Origin of the sequence: Hymenobacter cellulosivorans (assembly GCF_022919135.1) — a bacterium.
Taxonomy (GTDB): Bacteria; Bacteroidota; Bacteroidia; order Cytophagales; family Hymenobacteraceae; genus Hymenobacter; species Hymenobacter cellulosivorans.
In genome coordinates, this window is sequence record NZ_CP095049.1 from 2,435,378 (window position 1) to 2,453,485 (window position 18,108).

The 18,108-nt window shown below is 60.3% G+C and carries 11 protein-coding genes and 1 pseudogene; 3 read left to right on the top strand and 9 right to left on the bottom strand.

Features of this window, described 5'->3' with window-relative positions:
- Positions 1–96: 96 nt before the first annotated feature.
- The 9 genes from MUN80_RS10260 to MUN80_RS10300 all read right to left on the bottom strand — a co-directional run bounded on the left by MUN80_RS10260 (position 97) and on the right by MUN80_RS10300 (position 13,654).
- Positions 97–639 (bottom strand): hypothetical protein, encoded by a 543-nt coding sequence (locus MUN80_RS10260; protein WP_244723237.1) that lies wholly within the window; start codon positions 637–639, stop codon positions 97–99.
- 153 nt (positions 640–792) lie between these two features.
- Positions 793–2,025: a DUF3858 domain-containing protein gene (locus MUN80_RS10265; protein WP_244723239.1), complete on the bottom strand. Its 1,233-nt coding sequence runs from the start codon at positions 2,023–2,025 to the stop codon at positions 793–795.
- Positions 2,019–2,729 carry a DUF3857 domain-containing protein gene (locus MUN80_RS10270; protein WP_244723241.1) on the bottom strand — a complete coding sequence of 237 codons (711 nt, stop codon included), beginning with the start codon at positions 2,727–2,729 and terminating at the stop codon, positions 2,019–2,021. The genes MUN80_RS10265 and MUN80_RS10270 overlap by 7 nt, the downstream gene beginning before the upstream one ends.
- Positions 2,726–4,729: a transglutaminase family protein gene (locus tag MUN80_RS10275; RefSeq protein ID WP_244723243.1), complete on the bottom strand. Its 2,004-nt coding sequence runs from the start codon at positions 4,727–4,729 to the stop codon at positions 2,726–2,728. The genes MUN80_RS10270 and MUN80_RS10275 overlap by 4 nt, the downstream gene beginning before the upstream one ends.
- Before the next feature lie 236 nt (positions 4,730–4,965).
- Positions 4,966–6,990: a DUF3858 domain-containing protein gene (locus MUN80_RS10280; protein ID WP_244723245.1), complete on the bottom strand. Its 2,025-nt coding sequence runs from the start codon at positions 6,988–6,990 to the stop codon at positions 4,966–4,968.
- Positions 6,991–7,062: 72 nt separating this feature from the next.
- The gene (locus MUN80_RS10285; RefSeq protein ID WP_244723248.1) at positions 7,063–8,256 is read right to left on the bottom strand and encodes an MFS transporter; all 1,194 of its coding nucleotides are present in this window, start codon (positions 8,254–8,256) and stop codon (positions 7,063–7,065) included.
- A gap of 173 nt (positions 8,257–8,429) precedes the next feature.
- Positions 8,430–9,329, bottom strand: coding sequence for a helix-turn-helix domain-containing protein (locus tag MUN80_RS10290; protein ID WP_244723251.1), 900 nt, complete (start codon positions 9,327–9,329; stop codon positions 8,430–8,432).
- Positions 9,330–9,343: 14 nt separating this feature from the next.
- Positions 9,344–10,150 carry an SDR family NAD(P)-dependent oxidoreductase gene (locus MUN80_RS10295; RefSeq protein ID WP_244723254.1) on the bottom strand — a complete coding sequence of 269 codons (807 nt, stop codon included), beginning with the start codon at positions 10,148–10,150 and terminating at the stop codon, positions 9,344–9,346.
- A gap of 456 nt (positions 10,151–10,606) precedes the next feature.
- Positions 10,607–13,654, bottom strand: a complete 3,048-nt coding sequence (locus MUN80_RS10300) for a two-component regulator propeller domain-containing protein (protein ID WP_244723256.1) — start codon at positions 13,652–13,654, stop codon at positions 10,607–10,609.
- A 919-nt stretch (positions 13,655–14,573) separates the two neighbouring features.
- Here MUN80_RS10300 and MUN80_RS10305 point away from each other — a divergent pair.
- The 3 genes and pseudogenes from MUN80_RS10305 to MUN80_RS10315 all read left to right on the top strand — a co-directional run bounded on the left by MUN80_RS10305 (position 14,574) and on the right by MUN80_RS10315 (position 18,067).
- The gene (locus MUN80_RS10305) at positions 14,574–17,405 is read left to right on the top strand and encodes a glycosyl hydrolase (protein WP_244723258.1); all 2,832 of its coding nucleotides are present in this window, start codon (positions 14,574–14,576) and stop codon (positions 17,403–17,405) included.
- A 14-nt stretch (positions 17,406–17,419) separates the two neighbouring features.
- Positions 17,420–17,752, top strand: a pseudogene (locus MUN80_RS10310) (discoidin domain-containing protein); the annotation flags it as partial.
- Between the two features lie 102 nt (positions 17,753–17,854).
- The gene (locus MUN80_RS10315) at positions 17,855–18,067 is read left to right on the top strand and encodes a T9SS type A sorting domain-containing protein (protein ID WP_244724873.1); all 213 of its coding nucleotides are present in this window, start codon (positions 17,855–17,857) and stop codon (positions 18,065–18,067) included.
- Positions 18,068–18,108: the final 41 nt, after the last annotated feature.

The window sequence follows — 18,108 nt, forward strand, 5'->3', positions numbered from 1 at the left end:
ATGAAGAATGTTCGTAGTTGATTCAGAAGCCCTAAGATAGACTTTTTGCCTGTCCTCCAGCGTATCAGTACGAATTTCACTTTCCGGGCCAATCACCTAGTCCGCCGACACCGGCGGAGCTTCGAAGCGCTGCTTGCTGCCCGCCGGCAGCTTGGCTTTGTCAAAACAGAGGTAATACGTCGTATCGTGCTGACGGTAAGGCTCGATAAGATAGGTGTGGCCCTGCCGAACAAGCATAGCGTGTAAGCCGGTAGGCGTGATTTCCAGGCGCACATCGTTGGTCGGCTGGCCCACTTCCTGCCCACCATAGGTTTGCAGCTCGGGGTATTTGGCAGCCAGTGCGGGTGCCATCACGGAGGTAGTGCGCATCCGGAAACGAACCAGGCTGCCATCGGGCAGCGGCAGCTCCAACTCAGGTCCGGCTTCGGCCGTAGCCGCCGCCAGCAGCTTGCGGACAGCGCTCAGGTTGAGCCGCCACACCCGGTACTGCCGCACCTGAATCCGGGGCCTGCCGAGCTGCTTGGTTTGCGTCGGCGTAGCGGGTTGCCAGTAGACTGGAGCCACCGGCCCAGGCGCGGCGGCATGGGCCTGAATCCAGACAAAACCAGCGGTAAGAATGCAGGACAGGGTAGCCATCATGACAGTTGGGCGTAAAAAGTGGGCCGATAACCGACGGGACTTATTCCAGAACCTTGCCGGTTTGGGCAGTTGGTGTGGCCCCGGGTGTGATGATAAGCAAAAAGCCCGGCTGGAAAGTATCCAGCCGGGCTTGCGAAATAGGCTCTGGGTCAATCAGGACTCTGTTTTGACGAATACCAGCTGACTTTTGTCGGCCGCGCTGATTTTGCGCCGAAACTCCACGTACGCGGCGTATTCGGTGCGGGCAAAACGGGTCTGGGGCATGCGCAGCTGGCGCACGTACTGCAGCGTCCCGTCGGGCAGGGTCTGGATCTGGCTGGAGTAGGTGCCAAAGGCGGTAGTTAGCTTGACCGGCGCGGGCAAACTCTCGGGCTTCATGCCGGCCGGCACGTGAATCCGGATGGTGTCGGAATGCACGAAAGCGTTTTCGAGCCAGATGTCGGCCCGCCGCTCGCCCACTGCCGCGGGCAAAGCGCTGCTGCGGCTAAGCAGGTTAGGCGTCAGAAACACCCGCTTACCGCTGGGCGGCGCTAGGTTGGGCACGGTCAGGCCCAGCGTCTCGACCATCGTCGGAACCGCCGTTGTCGTTCCGGCCGCGAGGTTGAACTTAGTAATGGTGAAATTGGGCAGCGGCAGTCGGTCCGCCACCTTGTTTTTCTGCTCGGCCGGCGAAAGGTTGTGCAGCAGCTGGTTGGCGTATTCCTGCTCAAGGCCCGTACGTAGCGTCCGGATGGTGGCCGTAGCATTGCCCTGAGCGTCGATGTAGACGTCGGCGCGCCGTTCCTGGCGGTTTTCGGCCATGCCGTAGCGGGGAGTTTGTACCAGCTTGCCGCCAGCTGGCGTAAGCAGCAGGGCGTGTCGGTTGCCGGTAAAGCTGCCCATGTAGTTGAAGGCATTGGTTTGGCTGGTGCATTCCAGCCACACGGTATCGGCCTTCGCCGCTTTGGTTAGGGGCACGCACAGCACCACGTGGTTGAACTGGGTGCTGGGAAACTCGGTGCGGATATCCGGAGCGTCGGCCCGTACCAGGGCGCAGTAGGCCGTTACGTCGGCCGCCTGCAGAAGGGCTTTGCAGTAGTTGGTCAGGGCTTTGCAGTCGCCGTAGCCGGTAGCCGCCACAGTCGAGGCCGGAAACGTTTGCCAACCCCCAATACCTAGCTGGATGGATATATACCGGGTATTGGCCTGCAGAAACTCGTAGACCTTCCGAATCCGGACCCGTTCGTCCTTTTCACCCTGCACCAGGGCCGCTATTTTGGTTTTCACCGCAGCCGGCAGCTCATCCCGCCCGGCATTGAGGTCGTAGCTCCACTGGCCCAGCGTCTGCCACGAGGTGGCTGTACCCCGGTGGCCCTGCACTTCAAAACTGGAAGGCGCCGTCAGCACGACTGGGGTCTGCAGGTGGATGGGGGGGAGTCGGGTTCATCATCCAGGGCCACCAGGTTCTGCAGTTGCCACTGGTACACATCGGTAGTGCCCTGCAGCGTGTGCTGGGCCGTAACGCCGGCGGGTAGGTGCTCTTCCTGAAAGCGCAATGGCAGATCGGACGGCGTAACGACCCGAAACGAGGACTTTTCCACGGCCAGTTGCTCTTCCCGCTGCGGGTGCCAGGAGGGGTAAAACAGCAGGTTGTTGGAAACTACCTCGTATTCGTATTCCACCGTGTACGGGTACACCGGCTGCCGCAGATCCGCTATGCGGGCCCGGCCGTCGGAGGCCAGGGTGGAGCCGTCGGAGAGGCCGTAGTCGCGCACGTTGGCGGGGCGCAGCTGCAGGTAGGCCTGGCCGGCGGCGTTATACACCGTACCCCGCAGGTAGCTCACCGTATTCAATTGGTCGTAATAGACCCTGAGCGTAGCCCAGTCGGCCCCGGCTTCGTCCAGAATCGTGACGGCGCGCCGCACGGTTTCCACCGTGCGGCTCATCGATTTGACTACCAATGTCTGCTCTTCGTTCCGAACGACGGCGTGGGCGTTTTCCCGCAAGGCGGCGGGCAGTGTGGCCACGGGGTAGCTAGGGGTGCCACCACCGGCCACGGCCGAGCCGCCACTCAGCAGAAGGGTGGCGGCGGATGCAAGAAAACGGCTCATGACTTCTTCTTCAAAACGATTTGCTCGGCCTGCTTGGCCAGCATCCGGGTGTAGAACTCGCGCAGGTAGGCATACTCTTCGGCCATATACACCGGCTTGCGCAGGCTCATGCGGCTGGCAATCTGCAGGGTGCCCTGTCCGTTGTCGGCTATAGTATAGGAGAACCGGCCTCCATTATCCGGCAAATCCACGACGGCGGGTTTGGGCAAATCTTCGGCCTGATAACCGGCCGGCAGCTGAATGGTAAGCATCAGGGTTTCGTCGACCTGGGCGCCGAAGTCGACCGGGAAGCGGCGGCCTTCCCGCCGAAACGGGTTTTCCTCGTCCAGAAATTGCTGCAGCGGGTTCAGATAAATCGTGCCCACGGGCGTATCGGCCCCGGGCATGGTAAACTCATAGTCCAGGGCCAGGGGCTTGTGCAGCAACTCCCGCTCCTTGAAGGCATACTTCGGAATGCTCCAGCCCTCATGGCTGCTGATGATTTCCTCGATAAACTTCTTCTCTCCATTTTTTTGGAGCATTTCCCGGGTGCTAAGTCCCGCATAGCCGGCGTGCTCCTGGTGAATTTTGCCGGTATAGCCGCCGTGGTCGTCCAGGGTCAGGGTTACTTGCCGGTACTCCATGTTGCGGTGCGAGGGCTGCAGGTTTACCCAGCGCGACTTGCCCGCGTCGGGCATGATCAGGCGGCCGGCCCCACTCAGGCAACGCATGGGCAACATACCACAGGGTATCAGCTCTTCCGTGGCGTCCAGCATCATTTCCTTGCCTTCGGGCAAAGCCACGTGGGCCACTACGTAGTTGAATTTGGACAGCAGCGGGAAGTTCTGGTTGACCATGCCATTGTCGCGGGTGCTGAGCAGCACGGGGTTGGCCTGCAGGCCGGCCTCACGCAGGGCCGCAATCAGCAGCAGGTTGATGTCGGCGGCCGAGCCGCTGTGCTGGTCGTAGGCTTTGCGGACGGTGCTGGTGGCAAAAACGCGGTCCGAGCCGTTGTACTTCACCGATCTACGCACCAGGTCGTGAATGGCCGCAATGCGCTCCGGAGCATTAGCATTTTTGGCCATCAAGGCCGTGAGTTGCTCTTTCAGGAAGCCGCCGCGACCCATCTGCCCCCCGAAATTGTCGTCTTCGAGCAGCATCTGGTTGATTTTTTCCCAGGAGTTGGCCACGCTGCGGTAGCCGCTGTTGGGCATTCGGGTACCAGCCAGCTCAAAATCTATCCGGGCAACATAGTCGTCGGGCGTGGTCATAAACGGCTCCCGGGTCAGGGCCGGCACATCCTTCATGGCCCAGCGGTGATTGGTAACCATGGCTACGACCGGGTCGGAGCCGGTAATGGTATACTGGGTGTTGGCTTCATTCCGCTCCTGCACGGCCAGGGGCTCGTAGCCCTGCAGCAGCATCTTGTAATCGAGGTATTCGGGAATGGCAACGCGGTATTCACTCCAGCGGGTGGGTATACCGCGTTGAAACTGCCAGTCCTGCAGATTGAACAGGAAGTCAGACGTAACCAAGTATGAGTACTCGATAACCGAGCCTTCCCGCACGTTGGGCAGCGTAAACTTCCGCACGGAGTGGTTGACGGTGGTCTGGTCCGTGAAGGTTGAGGAGAGCTCCATCTTCTCCTTCACCACTTGGTTGTTAACCAGGTTGTAAGTATAGCCCCGCAGGTTGCTGATCTTTTCGGCGTCACCATCCTTGCGGTAAAGCGGGACGCGCACGGTGGCCCAGTCATAGCCCGACTTCTTCAGGATCTTGATCCGGGTTACGCGTTCCAGCACGTACCGGAATTCGCCTTCAAAGATTTCGAAGCGGGTGCGGCCAAAGTCGCAGAGCACGACGGCTTCGGCGGCGCTGTCGGCCACGAAGTTGGCGGCCGTCAGGTCGCGCTCATCAATCTTACCAAATTTAATGGGCTCATTCTGGCTGAAGGCAGGGAGGCTAATAACGCCCGCCAATATAACAGCCCCGGCTAAGCGGCGCAGTAAAGGTGTTCTCATACAAGAAATTATAGAAGAAAAAGAAGGGAGATAAATGCAAAAGCTTGTGCCAAATCCTGGCTAAAGCAGTTGAATCGAACGGTAAATAAAGGCGAAAGGAAAGGGCGGATAATCGTAATATAAAGATGCGCAAATCCAGTTATACTCCAAGCTTCACGACTTCTTCACGAAGCTTTTTTTATGCGGAGCCAGCCCCGCTGTAGCTGGCTGCTTACGGCTGAGCCTGGCCCAGTGCGCTACGGTACCCGCTTGAGAACCAGCGGCTCGTTTTGCTTGGCAATAATGCGGCGGTTCATTTCCCGCAACGCCCCGTATTCCTCGGGGCTATACTCGGCCCGGTTCAGCTGCAGGCGGGCCGACAGTTCTACTGAGCCGGGCGTGGGCTGCGTTACCTGGTACACGTAGCGGCCAGTGCCGCCGGGAATCTCCATGGCGAGCTTGGTGGGCAGCTCCTGCACAATATAGCCCTTAGGCAACGTGAGGGTAACTATGGTGATATGCTCGCGCGCCATGCCAAAATTCACCGGATAAATGCGGTTTTCGGTCCGGAAGTCGTAGGGCAGCGCGTCGGGCAGGTTCAGCAGGGGCAGGTAGAGCAGGGCCGCATCGGCGCCGGCCGGCGTGTGCTGCAGGTTGAGCTCTACGGCTACAGGCCGGGAAAGCGAATCGGGCAGGAGCTGGGGCTTGGTCGGCTGCCAGTCCTGCCAATGGTTACTTACCTGACCCAGGTAGCTGGCCGGGGAAGTTTGCCGGATCTGGCGGCGGGCCGCCACAGCGGCATACCCCCCGTACTCCAGTCGCACGGTGCCCGTCAGCTCCCCTGTGGAGCTAAGCTGCAGGTGGGCGGTGCGGTAGTCGGTATAGCGGCCCGCGGCTTTGAGCGGCACCCAGCGGCCGGAGGCATCGGCCAGGCGGCCCTGCCCGTTGAGGCAGCGTTCGGGCAGCATGCCTAGCGGTAGCTGTGGTTCGGTGGCGTCCAGAAGCACGTCGGGCCGGCCGGGCAGCTTCAGGTGGGCCGCTACGTAGTTGAACTGGCTGATAACGGGTACGCTGGTCTGCACCAGTCCATGGTCGCGGGTGCTGAGCAGCAGGGGCGTAGCGGGCAGGCCGGCGGCGCGCAGGGTTTGCACCAGCAGCAGGTTGACGTCGGCCGAGTTGCCGAGGTGGCGCTCCAGGGTGCGGCGCAGGGGCTGGGAGGCGTAGATGCGCTGTTCGTTGTTATACACCACGCTGCGCTGCACCAGGGCCAGCACAGCGGCCGCGCGGGCCATCGTGTCGGTGGGGAAGCGCTGGCGCAGGGCCAGGGCCTGGGTCAGCAGAGCCGGCGTGGGCTTGGTTATGGCGGCCTCAAACTCTTCGTCGGTGCGCAGCCTCTCCCAGATGCCTTCCCACTGCCCGGTCAGGTCGCGGTACGTGCCATCGAAGTTGACGCCGGCCAGCTCAAAGTGGACGCTGCGCAAATAATCGGTCGGGGTGGTCATAAACGGCTCGGCCCGGAAAGCCGGCACGTCCTTCATGGCCCAGCGGAGTTGCTGGGCCTGGGCCGCAATGTGGCGCTCCCCACCCAGCGCCAGACCCACGCCGGGATTGGTATAGGTAGTGAAATAAGGCACTGTCAGAGCCTCATTTACCGCAAAGGGAAGGTAGCCGCGGGTAATGGTCTTGTAGATGTAAAACTGCGGCAGAAAAGCCCGGTACTCGCTCCAGCGCACCGGAATCCGGTGTTCAAACTGCCAGTCCTGCAGGTTGAAGACAAAGTCGGAATTAATAACGTAGCTAAACTCCACGATGGAGCCCTCCCGCACGTCGGGCATTGTGAACGTGTACTGCAGGTGGTTTTTATCCAGCTCCTCCCGAAACAGGGCGTCGGGGTTGAGCTTGGTTTTGACCAGGCGGCCATCCTGCAGATTATAGGTAGTGCCCCGCAGGCGGGTCAGGCGCTCCACTTTGCCGTCGCGCGTATACAGCGGCACCCGCACGGTGGCGTAGCGGTAGCCCGATTTGCGGTGAATCCGCAGCCGGGTCGTGCGCTCAAAAATCACCTGAAACTGGCCCTGCCCGCCTTCAATCTTGGAAGTGCCGTAGTCACACAAATACTCGGCCGGGGCCTGGGTGCTGTCGGTCTGGGGCAGGGGAGTGAAGTCGGCCAAGGTGACGCCCCCGTATACGATGGGTGCCGGGGCGGTTTTCTGGGCCAGCAGGGGAGAAGTAATAAGTACGAAAGCGGCAGCCAGCCACACGCGGGTAGCAGGTAGAATCATATGCAACAGATGATTGGATAGCGTAAAGAAATCCAAAGGTGCGCTAAAGCTACCGGCCCGCCAAACGGAAGATTAGGCAGCCACGGGCAGCGGCTTTTTCACGCCCCACAGCAAGTACGCCAGGGCCACCAGCGTGCTGACAGTACTCATGGCGTGTACGTAGGGCAGGTGGCTGGTCGTGTTGGCGAAAATCCAGCCGGCCAGCAGTGCGCCCAGGCCGATACCGACTTCCAGGGCAATGTACATTGTGGCCACGGCCCGGCCGCGCCGCGCCGGGTGGCTCAAATCCACGGTCCAGGCGTAGAGCGTAGGCGAGTTCAGACCCGTAGCCAGCCCAAAGAGCAGGGCCGCGCCCAGAAACAGTGGCACCGAATGCTCCACCAGCGTCAGCAGGGTCAGGGCCACGACCATCATCGTGGTAGACAGGCGCAGCACGGGTAGGCGGCCGTACTTGTCGGAAGCGCGGCCGGCCACCAGGCGCACCAGCAACGACGACAGGGTATAGCACGTGTAAAACAGGCCTTTGTGTGCTGCATTCAGCCCCAGGGCCTGGCTTTGATCGGGCACCACGGTCAGGATGGCCCCGAACGGGAACAGGCACAAGAGCGTAACCAAGGCCGGCGACAACACCCGGGGCTCCAGGATTTCGTTCCACTCTAGGCGCAGCAAATTCCAGCTAAAGCGCTGCCGCTGCTCCTGGGGCAGGGTTTCGGTCATGGTGCCCTGCACGGCCAGACTCAGCAAGGCCAGCCCCGACGAGGCGTAAAACAGCGTGTTCAAAGACGTGGCCGCCGTAATATAGGGCCCCAGGGCCGGGCCCGCGGCCATGCCCAGGGAGCCCGCCACGCCCAGCAGGCCCATGGCCTCGCCGCGCCGCTCGTAGGGGATAATGTCGGCAATGAAGGCGGCCGTGCCGGTAGGCTTGAAGCCCGTGCTGAAGCCGTGCAGCAGCCGCAGCCCCAGAAACCCCACCACCGTACTAACCCAGGGGTAGAAAAAGCCGCACACGAAGCACACCAACGAGCCAAACACCATCACCGGAATCCGGCCCACGGTATCGGCCAGCTTGCCGCTGAAGGGCCGGGACAGGCCCGCCGTGAGGGTAAACAGGGCAATGATGAAGCCCTTGTACTCGGCCCCGCCCAGCCGCGTCAGAAAGTCGGGTAGCTCGGGCAGGAGCATGTTAAAGCTCATGAAAAACAGGAACGACGACAGGCACATCAGCCAGAAGCCGGTAGTATATACTCTAGTGGGGGTAGGCTGCATTCAGAAACGACAACGACGCGGATAGGCCCGCAAAGGTCGGCAGAAAATCCGGGCGCGGTCTGTTTAGGCCGAAAAGCTTGTAGCGCGAACTGTGTAGTTCGCGCGCCCCGCGCCGCTAAGTCGTTCAGGTACGCCAACTACACAGTTTGCGCTACAGAAAAAGCCCCGCCGTTTTACTGATAGTCTGCCCGAAATTGCAACGGGGTTTGCTGGGTTTTGGCTTTAAATAGCTTGCTAAAAGACTGCGGATACTCAAAGCCCAAGGCATAGGCAATTTCACTAACGGAAAGAGTCGTGGTCAAGAGCTGTTCTTTGGCCTGCTCAATGAGTCGTTCGTGAATCAACTGCTGGGTTGTACTGCCAGTGAGCTGTTTTAAACAGTCACTGAGGTATTTGGACGATAAATGCAACCGTTCCGCTAGCTCATGCGCGGTCGGGAGTTGGTTGGTTGTAAAGTAACCATCGAGCAACTGCTGGAACTTAGCTAACAACTCGCTGCTCACGGCTTTGCGGGTGATAAACTGCCGGTTATAGTATCGGTTACAATAAGTTAGCAGCAACTCAATGTTGGCAATCCAGACGTCCTGGCTAAACGAGTCGATGGGCCGCAGCGACTCCTTGCGCAGCTGGTGAAAAATGGCTTCAATGGCCTGCTGCTCTTCGTCGGACAGAATCAGGGCCTCGTTAACGGCGTAGTCGAAGTAGCCGTAGGATTTGATCTTGCTGCCTAATGGAAAGGTCCGCAAGAAATCCGGGTGAATGCAGAGATGCCAGCCGGCGGTGGCGAAGACAAAATCCTGGTCCAGAAAACTCACCTGCTTAGGCCCAAAGCAGGACATGACTCCCTCCTCGAAGTCGAACAGGCTTTGCCCGTACTGGATGCGGCAGGGGCATTCGGTCTTCAGCGTTATCTGGTAGAAATCCGTGATTAGCCGGGTACGCTGGGCAATGGTAATGGGAGGAAACTGCTCAAACTGAATCAGACTGACCAGCGGGTGCGTAGGCTTGGGAAGCTCCAAGAGCTGATGCAACTGCGCGATGGACTGAATATGTACCGTGCTGGTCGTTTCCATAGGCCCCGGAATAGCTAGTGTTGGGCGAGTTGTTTCTGGTAGGAGCGGGCCACATACCGGGCAATCATAGCATTGGGCAGGCAGGCCAGCAGCCGAGCCCCCAGACGGTTGCGGCGGCCCGCAACGTGAAACGGCTTTTTCGCCCGCAGCGCGTTGACCAGCTCCTTGGCTACTTCTTCCGGCGTTTGAGCCGGCGCGGTGGTATAGTCGGAGTTGAGCCCGTCAGCTTTTTCATTGTTGATTCCGGCGGCCTCATTAAAGTTGGTTCTGGTCAGCCCCGGGGCAAATAGCAGCACGTCGATTCCGTACGGCCGACATTCCTGGGTGAGAGCCTCTGTAAACGAGCGCACAAACGCCTTGCTAGCGGCATAAGTCGCCATGTAGGGCACTGGCATAAAGGCCGTCATGGACGCAATGTTGATGATCGTGCCGCTTCGGCGTTCCCGCATAGGCTGCAAAAATAGATGAGTCAGCGCGACCAATGAAGCGGTATTAAGTTGCAGCAGCTCCAGTTCGGCCGGCAACGACAGAGTCGCAAATTCTCCCCCCGAGCCCACGCCGGCATTGTTCACTAGCAGATTCACGTTCCACTGGTGCTGTTGGGTTTCGCTGTAAATGTGCTGGGCCGCATCCGGGCGGGCCAAATCGGCGGCGATGCACCCGACCTGGATGCCATACTGGGCCTGGAGCTGGTGGCTCAGTTGAGCTAGCTTCTCCGCGTTGCGGGCCACTAAGACGAGGTTGTGCTTCTGGGCGGCCAGTTGTCGGGCCAGGGCGAGGCCAATGCCCCCGGAGGCCCCGGTTATCAGCGTATAAGTCATAATTTGCCTAGATGAAGTGAGCAGGCAAAGAACGAGGACCGGCCAGCGCCGCCTGTAGCCAAAAGGCGGCTTGTTGTGTGCAAAAGGCGGCTAGTAGGCAAAGTGCCTGCCCATCAGCCAGAAGCCAGTGGTATATACAACGGTCGGCAGAAAACTGGGTGCAGCCGCTGTAGAGTTAGATAAGCTGCCGAAGTGGCCAGCCGCGTTTTGTTCTCTCATCCTGACTTGTTCATACTTGACAAGGTTTTTCGCAAACTCAGGATGCCACAAGGATAAAATACCGCACGAAAAAGCCCTGGATGTATCCTTCATATCCAGGTACACTTAGACTCGAACGAATGTGCCCATTTTGTCCGGGGTTCCCTCGCATAAAGCTCAGCTAGACTCTCTCTGGCCGTATAGGTAATCAGATGGAGCACAAAAGCCAGATTCGAATAGCGAAAGGAGGTTACTGCTTTACATGAGCAGGATAAAATCGGCCAAGTTAGTAGCAGTATCTAAGCCCATTTTCTTTCGAACCCGGTAGCGGAGGTCTTCAGCTCCCCGTACAGTGAGCCCCATGAGTGATGCTATTTCTTTACTACTGAGGTTCATCCGCAGATACGCACAGAGCTTGATATCACGGCTGGTTAGTTGTGGGTAGGTTGTCTTCAACCGTTGCAGAAAGTTTTCGTGCAGCTGGTTGAACAGCTGCTCAAAGTGCTGCCAGTGCTGGTCGGGCGTTACGGCCCGCTCGATCAGGCGCACCACCCGGCTCATCTTTTTGCGCTGTTCCTGGGTATCCTGGTTATCGAGGGCTTCTTTGAGCAGGTCTTTAATGGTCAGCAAGGCCTCGTTCTGGTGCACGGTGTTCATCACCGAGGACGCCAGCTCCGAGTTTTTGCTGAGCATCTCATTTTCCAGCTGCACCTTGCTCATTTCGGCTACCGCCTGCTCGTGCTTGAGTCGTGCTTCGAGCAACTCCGCCTTTTTGCTGTTGAGCTCGACCAGCTTTTCCTGCTCCAGCCGGCGGCGAAGCTGATTGGTGCGTGTCAGGTACAGGCCCATCACCCCGCTCCAGGCCAGCACCGCCACCACGAGGCGAAACCAGACCGTTTTCCACCACGGGGGCGTCACCACCACGGTAAGGGCCACGCCGCGCTGGTTCCAAACCCCGTCGTTATTGGTTGCCCGCACCCGAAACGTATAGGTACCGGGGTCCAGATTGGTGTAGGTGGCCTCGTGGCTGGCTCCTACATAGCGCCACTCGGCATCAAAGCCATCAAGGCGGTACGCGTAGCGGTTTTTCTGCGGGTCGATGAAATTGAGCGCCGCAAACTGAAACGTGACCGCCGCTTCCTTGTACGAGAGCGTCAGCGTATCGGCTTCGGTAATGTGGCGGCGCAACAGCCCCGGCGCTTGCCGCGCCTGCACGGGCTTGTTGAACACCAACAGCCCGGTGAGCACCACGGGCGGCACCGTGGGGTTGCTGGTCAGCGTCTGCGGCGAGAAAGCGTTGAATCCGTTTACGCCACCGAAATACAGCTCGCCGCTTTGGGCCCGCAGCGCCGCGTTGATGGCGAATTCGTTGCTCTGCAGACCGTCTGCCCGGTTATAGATTTTGAAGATCCCGCGGGCGACGTCGAAGCGTGCCAGGCCCTGGTTGGTACCAATCCAGAGCTGGCCCGCTTGGTCTTCCACGATGCTGTTGATGATGTTGCTGGGCAGGCCTTGCCGGGTAGTGAAGTGGCGAAAGGTACCAGTGCGGCGGTCCAGCAGGTTCAACCCGGCGTCGGCGGTACCTACCCAGAACCGGCCGCGACTATCCTCAAACAGCACCTGGATACGGTTGCTGCTCAGTGAATTGTTTTTCTTGGCATCGTGCTGCACGTAGCTGAACGTGCGGGTGCGCGGGTGGTAGAGATTCAGCCCCCGGTCCTCGGTGCCAATCCAGAGCTGGCCGGTGCGGTCCTCCAGCATTGTCACCACGTTGTAGTCGTTCAGGCTGCCGGGGCCCGTGAGTGGTTGGAAGCGGGTAAAGCGGCGGCGGGCCCGGTCCAGCACGCACAGCCCGGCACCCAGCGTGCTCACCCACAGTTGGCCGCGGCGGTCCTCGTACACGTCCCACACCAGGTTGTTGGTCAGGCTGTGGGGGTTGGCCGGGTCGTTGACGTAGTGCTCGAAGCGACCAGTAACCGGGTCGTACCGGTCAAGCCCCCCGAGGTAGGTGCCCACCCACAATGTGCCCTGCCGGTCCTGGTACAGGGTTTTTACCACGTCGGCCGCCAGGCTGTGGGGGTTGGCGGGGTCATGGCGAAAGTGGCGGAACGTGCGGCGCTTCGGGTCGAACAAATCCAGCCCGCCGCCATCGGTACCCACCCACACGCCGCCATCGGGTGCCTGGTGTAGGGTCAGCACCGAGCGGTTGCTGAGGCTATTGGCAATGCGCGGCTGGTGGGTGTAGTGCGCAAACCAGTTATGGTGCGGGTTGTAGTAGTTCACGCCACCATTGAAGGTACCTACCCACAGCGTGCCAGTTCGGTCTTCATAGAGCGAATGCACCGCATTGCTGCTCAGGCTACTGGGGTTTTCTTCGTCGGTTCGCAAGTGTGTGAACCCGTCGTGCTTAGGGTCGTATAGGTCCAGTCCGCCGCCGTCGGTGCCCACCCAGAGCCCGCCGCGGCCGGTCGGCAGCAAGGCCTTGATCTGGTTGCGGCTCAGGCTGCGCGAATTCGCAGGCTGATGCTGATACTGGCGCAGTGGTCCGCCCCCGAAGTGCAGCAGGCCCCGTTCAAACGTGCCGGCCCAGTAGTGCCCCTGCCGGTCCTGGGTCAGTACCCGGGCCGAGTGTAGCTGGCCCGCTTCGCCGCCCACGTTGGCCGGCACGAAAGTACCGGTGGCGGGTTGATAGCGGTTCAGGTGCTCAGCGCTGGTCAGCACTAGAATGTCGCCCCGCGCGTTTTCCGTGACGGCGTATACTTGGCTGGAATTGAGGCTGGTCGCATCCTGCGGATTGTGCCGGAAGGTGCGGAAGGAATGGGCACCACGCTCCAGCAGGTTCAGGCCATAGTCGGTGCCTACCCACAACCGTCCCTGGCTATCCTCAAAAATACTCGTTACCCAGTTGGCGCTCAGGCGGTACGGCGGCTGGCTTTCGCTGCTGTAGTGGATGAATGCATCCTGGTTCCGGTCGTAGCGGTTGAGCCCGCCCAGATGGGTCCCGACCCATAAGGTGTGCTGCCGGTCTTCATAGAGGCAGGTAATGGAATTATCACTGATGGCCAGTGAATCCTGGGCATTAGCTACGTAAGTCGTGATGTGGTAGCCATCGTACTTATTCAGACCATGATAGGTACCGAACCACATGAAGCCGCGGCTATCCTGAATGATGCTGAGGATGCTGTTGTTGGACAGGCCATCGTCGACGGTGAGGTGGGAGAACGGGAAAGATTGAGCCCGGCAGGGCAAGCTCCATACCTGCCAGACTAGCACCAGCAGGAATCGGGAGATGCTTGGAATGGTCAATCGTTCGGGAAGGTAAAGCTTACTGAACATAGCCAGACGGCGGGACGAATTTTGAAGCAATAAGCATTAAAGTCGGGAATGACTTATTGACCAGGTGCTCCGGGGATTCAACATCTCCCTCACCTTAGCGCGGCTATACCGGTCGTACTGACTCGTTGGCACGAATGATTTTTCAGTCCAGTTCCCGTTCAGGTAGCTCACAACGCTTCAGTAACCTGCGGGCCGAGGCAGGGGCCGTATGGCGTAAACAGACTTCCCTTATCGGCAGAGCCCGGACTAAACAGCTGACCGAATCTACACCGCCTGGGGCTCTGCCATAAAACAGTTTCTGGCTGCTTGGCCTGTTCTGCTTATTGGCAGGTAAAGTCGTTGCTGGCAGTAAGCAGCAAGTACCGCCAGCGACTAGCCGCGGACCTGGGACAATAACATGCTTCGCTGCCGGAGGACTTGGGTGTTGGGTTTCGAAATTCAGTCATATCAGGCCTTATGAATCGTTGATTACTCTACTCGAGCGGTAACGCGTTTCGGTTGCGTCAGACAGGAAGGAACCGTAGTGACTTTTGGGCAGCGTGTCAGCAGAAAAACGCCCTACAAGACCCGTTTAATATTTAAATAGCTGATTTTAAGATTATTGACAATAAACAAGTAATGTTCATTAAGTAAGTATCACAAGGACTTTTCAACGGACCGTACCTATCCCGTACCCCCTTTTTTGGTTCGTCGGGACTGAAACCGCACATTTGGTTCTGCCCGCTTGGCGTCGGCAGCGGAGGTAGCAGAAGGAGAGAGGATATGAGAGGCCGGCCTGGTAGTGGTCGGGCAGAGAGCGAGAATAGCTGCCTTCCCACGCAGTAGACTTTACCATCACGAGGCCTTGCGCCCACTGTTGTAGTCCATCCTTCCCCAATTCCCTACCGCTATGAAACAACCTCTATTCTTGCTGGCTCTGCTGGCAACAGCTCCCGCATTGCGGGCGCAAACACCGGTGCCGGTGGGCGCTGGCAGCTATGCCTCCTTCCCGCCCCGGGCCGTCGCCCCGGGCCCGCTCCGGGACTTTGTCTACAACAAGCCCCTGTATGTGGCCCGCGCTAAAAAAAGCGGGCCGATTCCCACTAACGATTGGTGGACTGATTTGCTGGTGCGCGGCAAGAATGCCGGGCTGCTGTGGGTGTACCCGCTCGTAGCCGACCCGGACCCCAACGGGCTCAACCTGAATTTCCCCAACAGCATCAACGTCAACGTGCCCAGCACGGCGGCTGGCAGCGGGGGCAGCTACGACATGGCCTACGGGGGCAACATGCGGGTGACGGCCGCGGGCTATACGCCCAGCACGGCCCAGGCTGAGAGCTGGTCGGACTGGGGCCTGGTGATGAGCTTACCGGACACCACGACCGGCAAGAACATGACCGTGAGCATGGCCCACGGCGTGCCGTTTGTGTGGGTCGAAACCCAGGGCCTCAACCCCAAGTTTAATTTCGAGCGGGATGCTACCTACCTGGCTGCTGATGGCACACCCCTGACCCTGCCGGCCCGCAACTCGTTCGTGGTGAACACCGACGGGCGCTACTTCGGCGTGCACGTGGCGCCGGGCAGCACCGTGGAGCTGCGGGGGCAGCAGTCCGTGACCATCGACCTGGGCAGCCGCCGCGCCGTATCGACGGTGCGGCTGGTGTGGGAAGCGGCCTTTGCTTCGGCCTACGACGTGCTGGTATCCGACGACAAAGCCACCTGGCAACGCGTGTACAGCACCACCACCAGCGCCGGCGGCACGGAAAACCTCACGGCCCTAACCCCGGGCGCGGCCGGACGCTACGTGCGGCTGGTGCTGAACAAGCGCGCTACCAACTTCGGCTACTCGCTGTTTGAAATGCAGGTGTTCGACGGCAGCACGCTGGTTTCGCAGAACCGGCCAGTGGAGGTAACCTCCACCCAGCCGACGGGGAGCTTCGTCAACACGCTGGTCAACGACGGCAACCTGGGCACGCGTTGGGCCTCTGACGCCACCCAGCAGCCGCAACTCGTGCTGACGCCCGGCTCAGCCAACAGCTATTTTGTGGTGTCAGCCCTGAACGCGACGACCAACCAAGCCGCCGGCCAGCGCCTGACGGCCTACGAAGCCTACGCCTACAACAAGGTGACGGACACGCAGGTACAGTACGATTACAACCCCATAGCTGGCAAGGTGAACCTGACGTGGCGGCTGACAACCCAGGACCTGCGTACCGGGCAGGCTGGCGGGCCCACGCTCCAGGGGTTTCTGCCTCACCTCTACCAGAATGCCGCCCATAGCCTGGCCTTTACCAGCTACGACTACCTGAGCCCACGCGGCACGCTGAAAACGGTGGCCGGCACGAGTTTTCCGTTTGCGTATGATTTCCAGGGAGTTATTCCTTCCTACACCGCGCCGGTCAGCCGCTCGGCCGATGCCAATCCCTACGATGTTGCGACGCTGAACCGCCTGGTGACGGCGTACGCCCAGAACTCCTCCAACCGCGCCGATACGTACTTTGGGGGCAAAGACATAGTGCTGCAAGCCAAGTATGCGTTGCTGGCCAAAGAGCTGAACCATCCGGCTTTCGCGGCGCTCAAAACCCAGGCCCAGACCAATCTGGTGAACTGGATGACGTATCAGGCCGGCGAAAGCAGCCGCTACTTTGCCCGCTACGACCGGTGGAAAGCCCTGGTTGGCTTCGACTCCTCCTTCGGCTCCGAGGAGTTCGTGGACAACCACTTCCATTACGGCTACTTCACGCTGGCCTGCGCCATCTACGGCATGGTGGACCCCACTTTCCTACAGGAGAACCAGTACGGCGGCATGGCCCGCCTCATTGCCAAGCAGTACGCCAACTGGGACAAAGCTGACCAGAGCCAACCCTGGATGCGCACCTTCGACCCCTGGGTGGGCCACAGCTACGCCGGGGGTGTCAGCTCGGGCAACGGCAACAACCAGGAGTCGTCGTCAGAAGCCATGCAGTCGTGGATAGGCCTGTTTTTGCTCGGCGATGCGCTGAATGACCCGGGTATGCGGGCCGCCGGCGCCTTTGGCTACACCAGCGAAGCCGCCGCCAGCCTGGAGTACTGGTTCGACTGGAAGCAGCGCATTTTCCCGCCCGCCTACGCCGCCAGCCGCCGCATGGGCGCCATCCTCTCCAATCAGGGCCTGGCCCATGCCACTTACTTCGGCGCCCAGGAAAAGTACGTGCACGGCATTGAGTACCTGCCCGTGAACCCCGGCCTGACTTACCTGGCCCGTGACACGGCCTGGGCGCGGCGCGAGTACAGCGACCTGTTGCGTGAGTCCCGGGCCGTGAATGGCTACGCTTCGGAGCTGGACTTTGGCGAAGACGACTGGAGCCACGTGGCGCTGGGCTTCAAGTACCTGGCCGACCCGAAGTACGTGACCAAGCTATTGGCCGACAACCTGCGGCTGCCAGCCACCGACCCGCGCTACATCATGGACGCCAAAGAGGTGGCCGGCCTCACGTATTTCTACGCCCACGCCCAGCAAAACCTGGGCTACTTCTCCTCGAAGTTCCACACCAACTTCCCCAGCAGCAGCGTGTTTGAGCGCAACGGCACTTTCTCGCACGCCGTGGCCTACAACCCGTCGGCCAGCGCCCAAACCTGCACCGTCTACAACGCGCAGGGTGGAGTTGTCACTTCCGCCGTCATCCCGGCGCGGACCCTGCTCACCTTCCCAACGCTGGGTACCCCGCCCCCCCGCCGACGGACCCTTGCACGAATCAGGTAGCTGCCAACACCGTCGCGTCTACGGCCTCGCAGCCCGCCCGCAACGCTACCGATGGTAACCCGAACACGCGCTGGGAAAGTGCCTTCTCCGACCAGCAGGACCTCACCGTGGACTACGGCCGTACCATTCCCCTGACCACGGTAACCATTGTGTGGGAGCGCGCCAGTGCCCGGGATTACCGCCTGCTGGGCTCCGTGGATGGCACCAACTGGCAGGAACTGGCCGTGCGCACCAACCTGCCCGTCAGCACCGACGCGGCCGCCGACTTCCGCCGGACCGACGTGCTGACTGTCTCGGGCTCGTACCGCTACCTACGCATGGCCGCCACGGCGCGCACGACGGTCTGGGGCTATTCCATTTTTGAGTTGACCACCTGCGGCGGCACTTCAGCCCGCGCGGCCCTGGTAACCACTAGCGGGCAAGCACGCCTGAATGCTACTACGCCGCTGATGGTGTGGCCGAACCCCGCCCGTTCCGGGGTGCGGGTGGCTGGCGCAGTACCGGGGCAGCTGGTCCAAGTGCTGGATGCCCAAGGTCGGGTCGTGCTGCAGCAAACCGTGCAAAACGACGCTCCGCTGGAGCTCACCTTGCCGGCCGAGCTGGCCCGGGGGCTGTACCTGGTGCGCTGCGGCGGCCAATCAAGCCGCTTGATGCTGGAGTAATTCCGACGGCACCTACTGGAGTAGACGCGCATGATGACCGC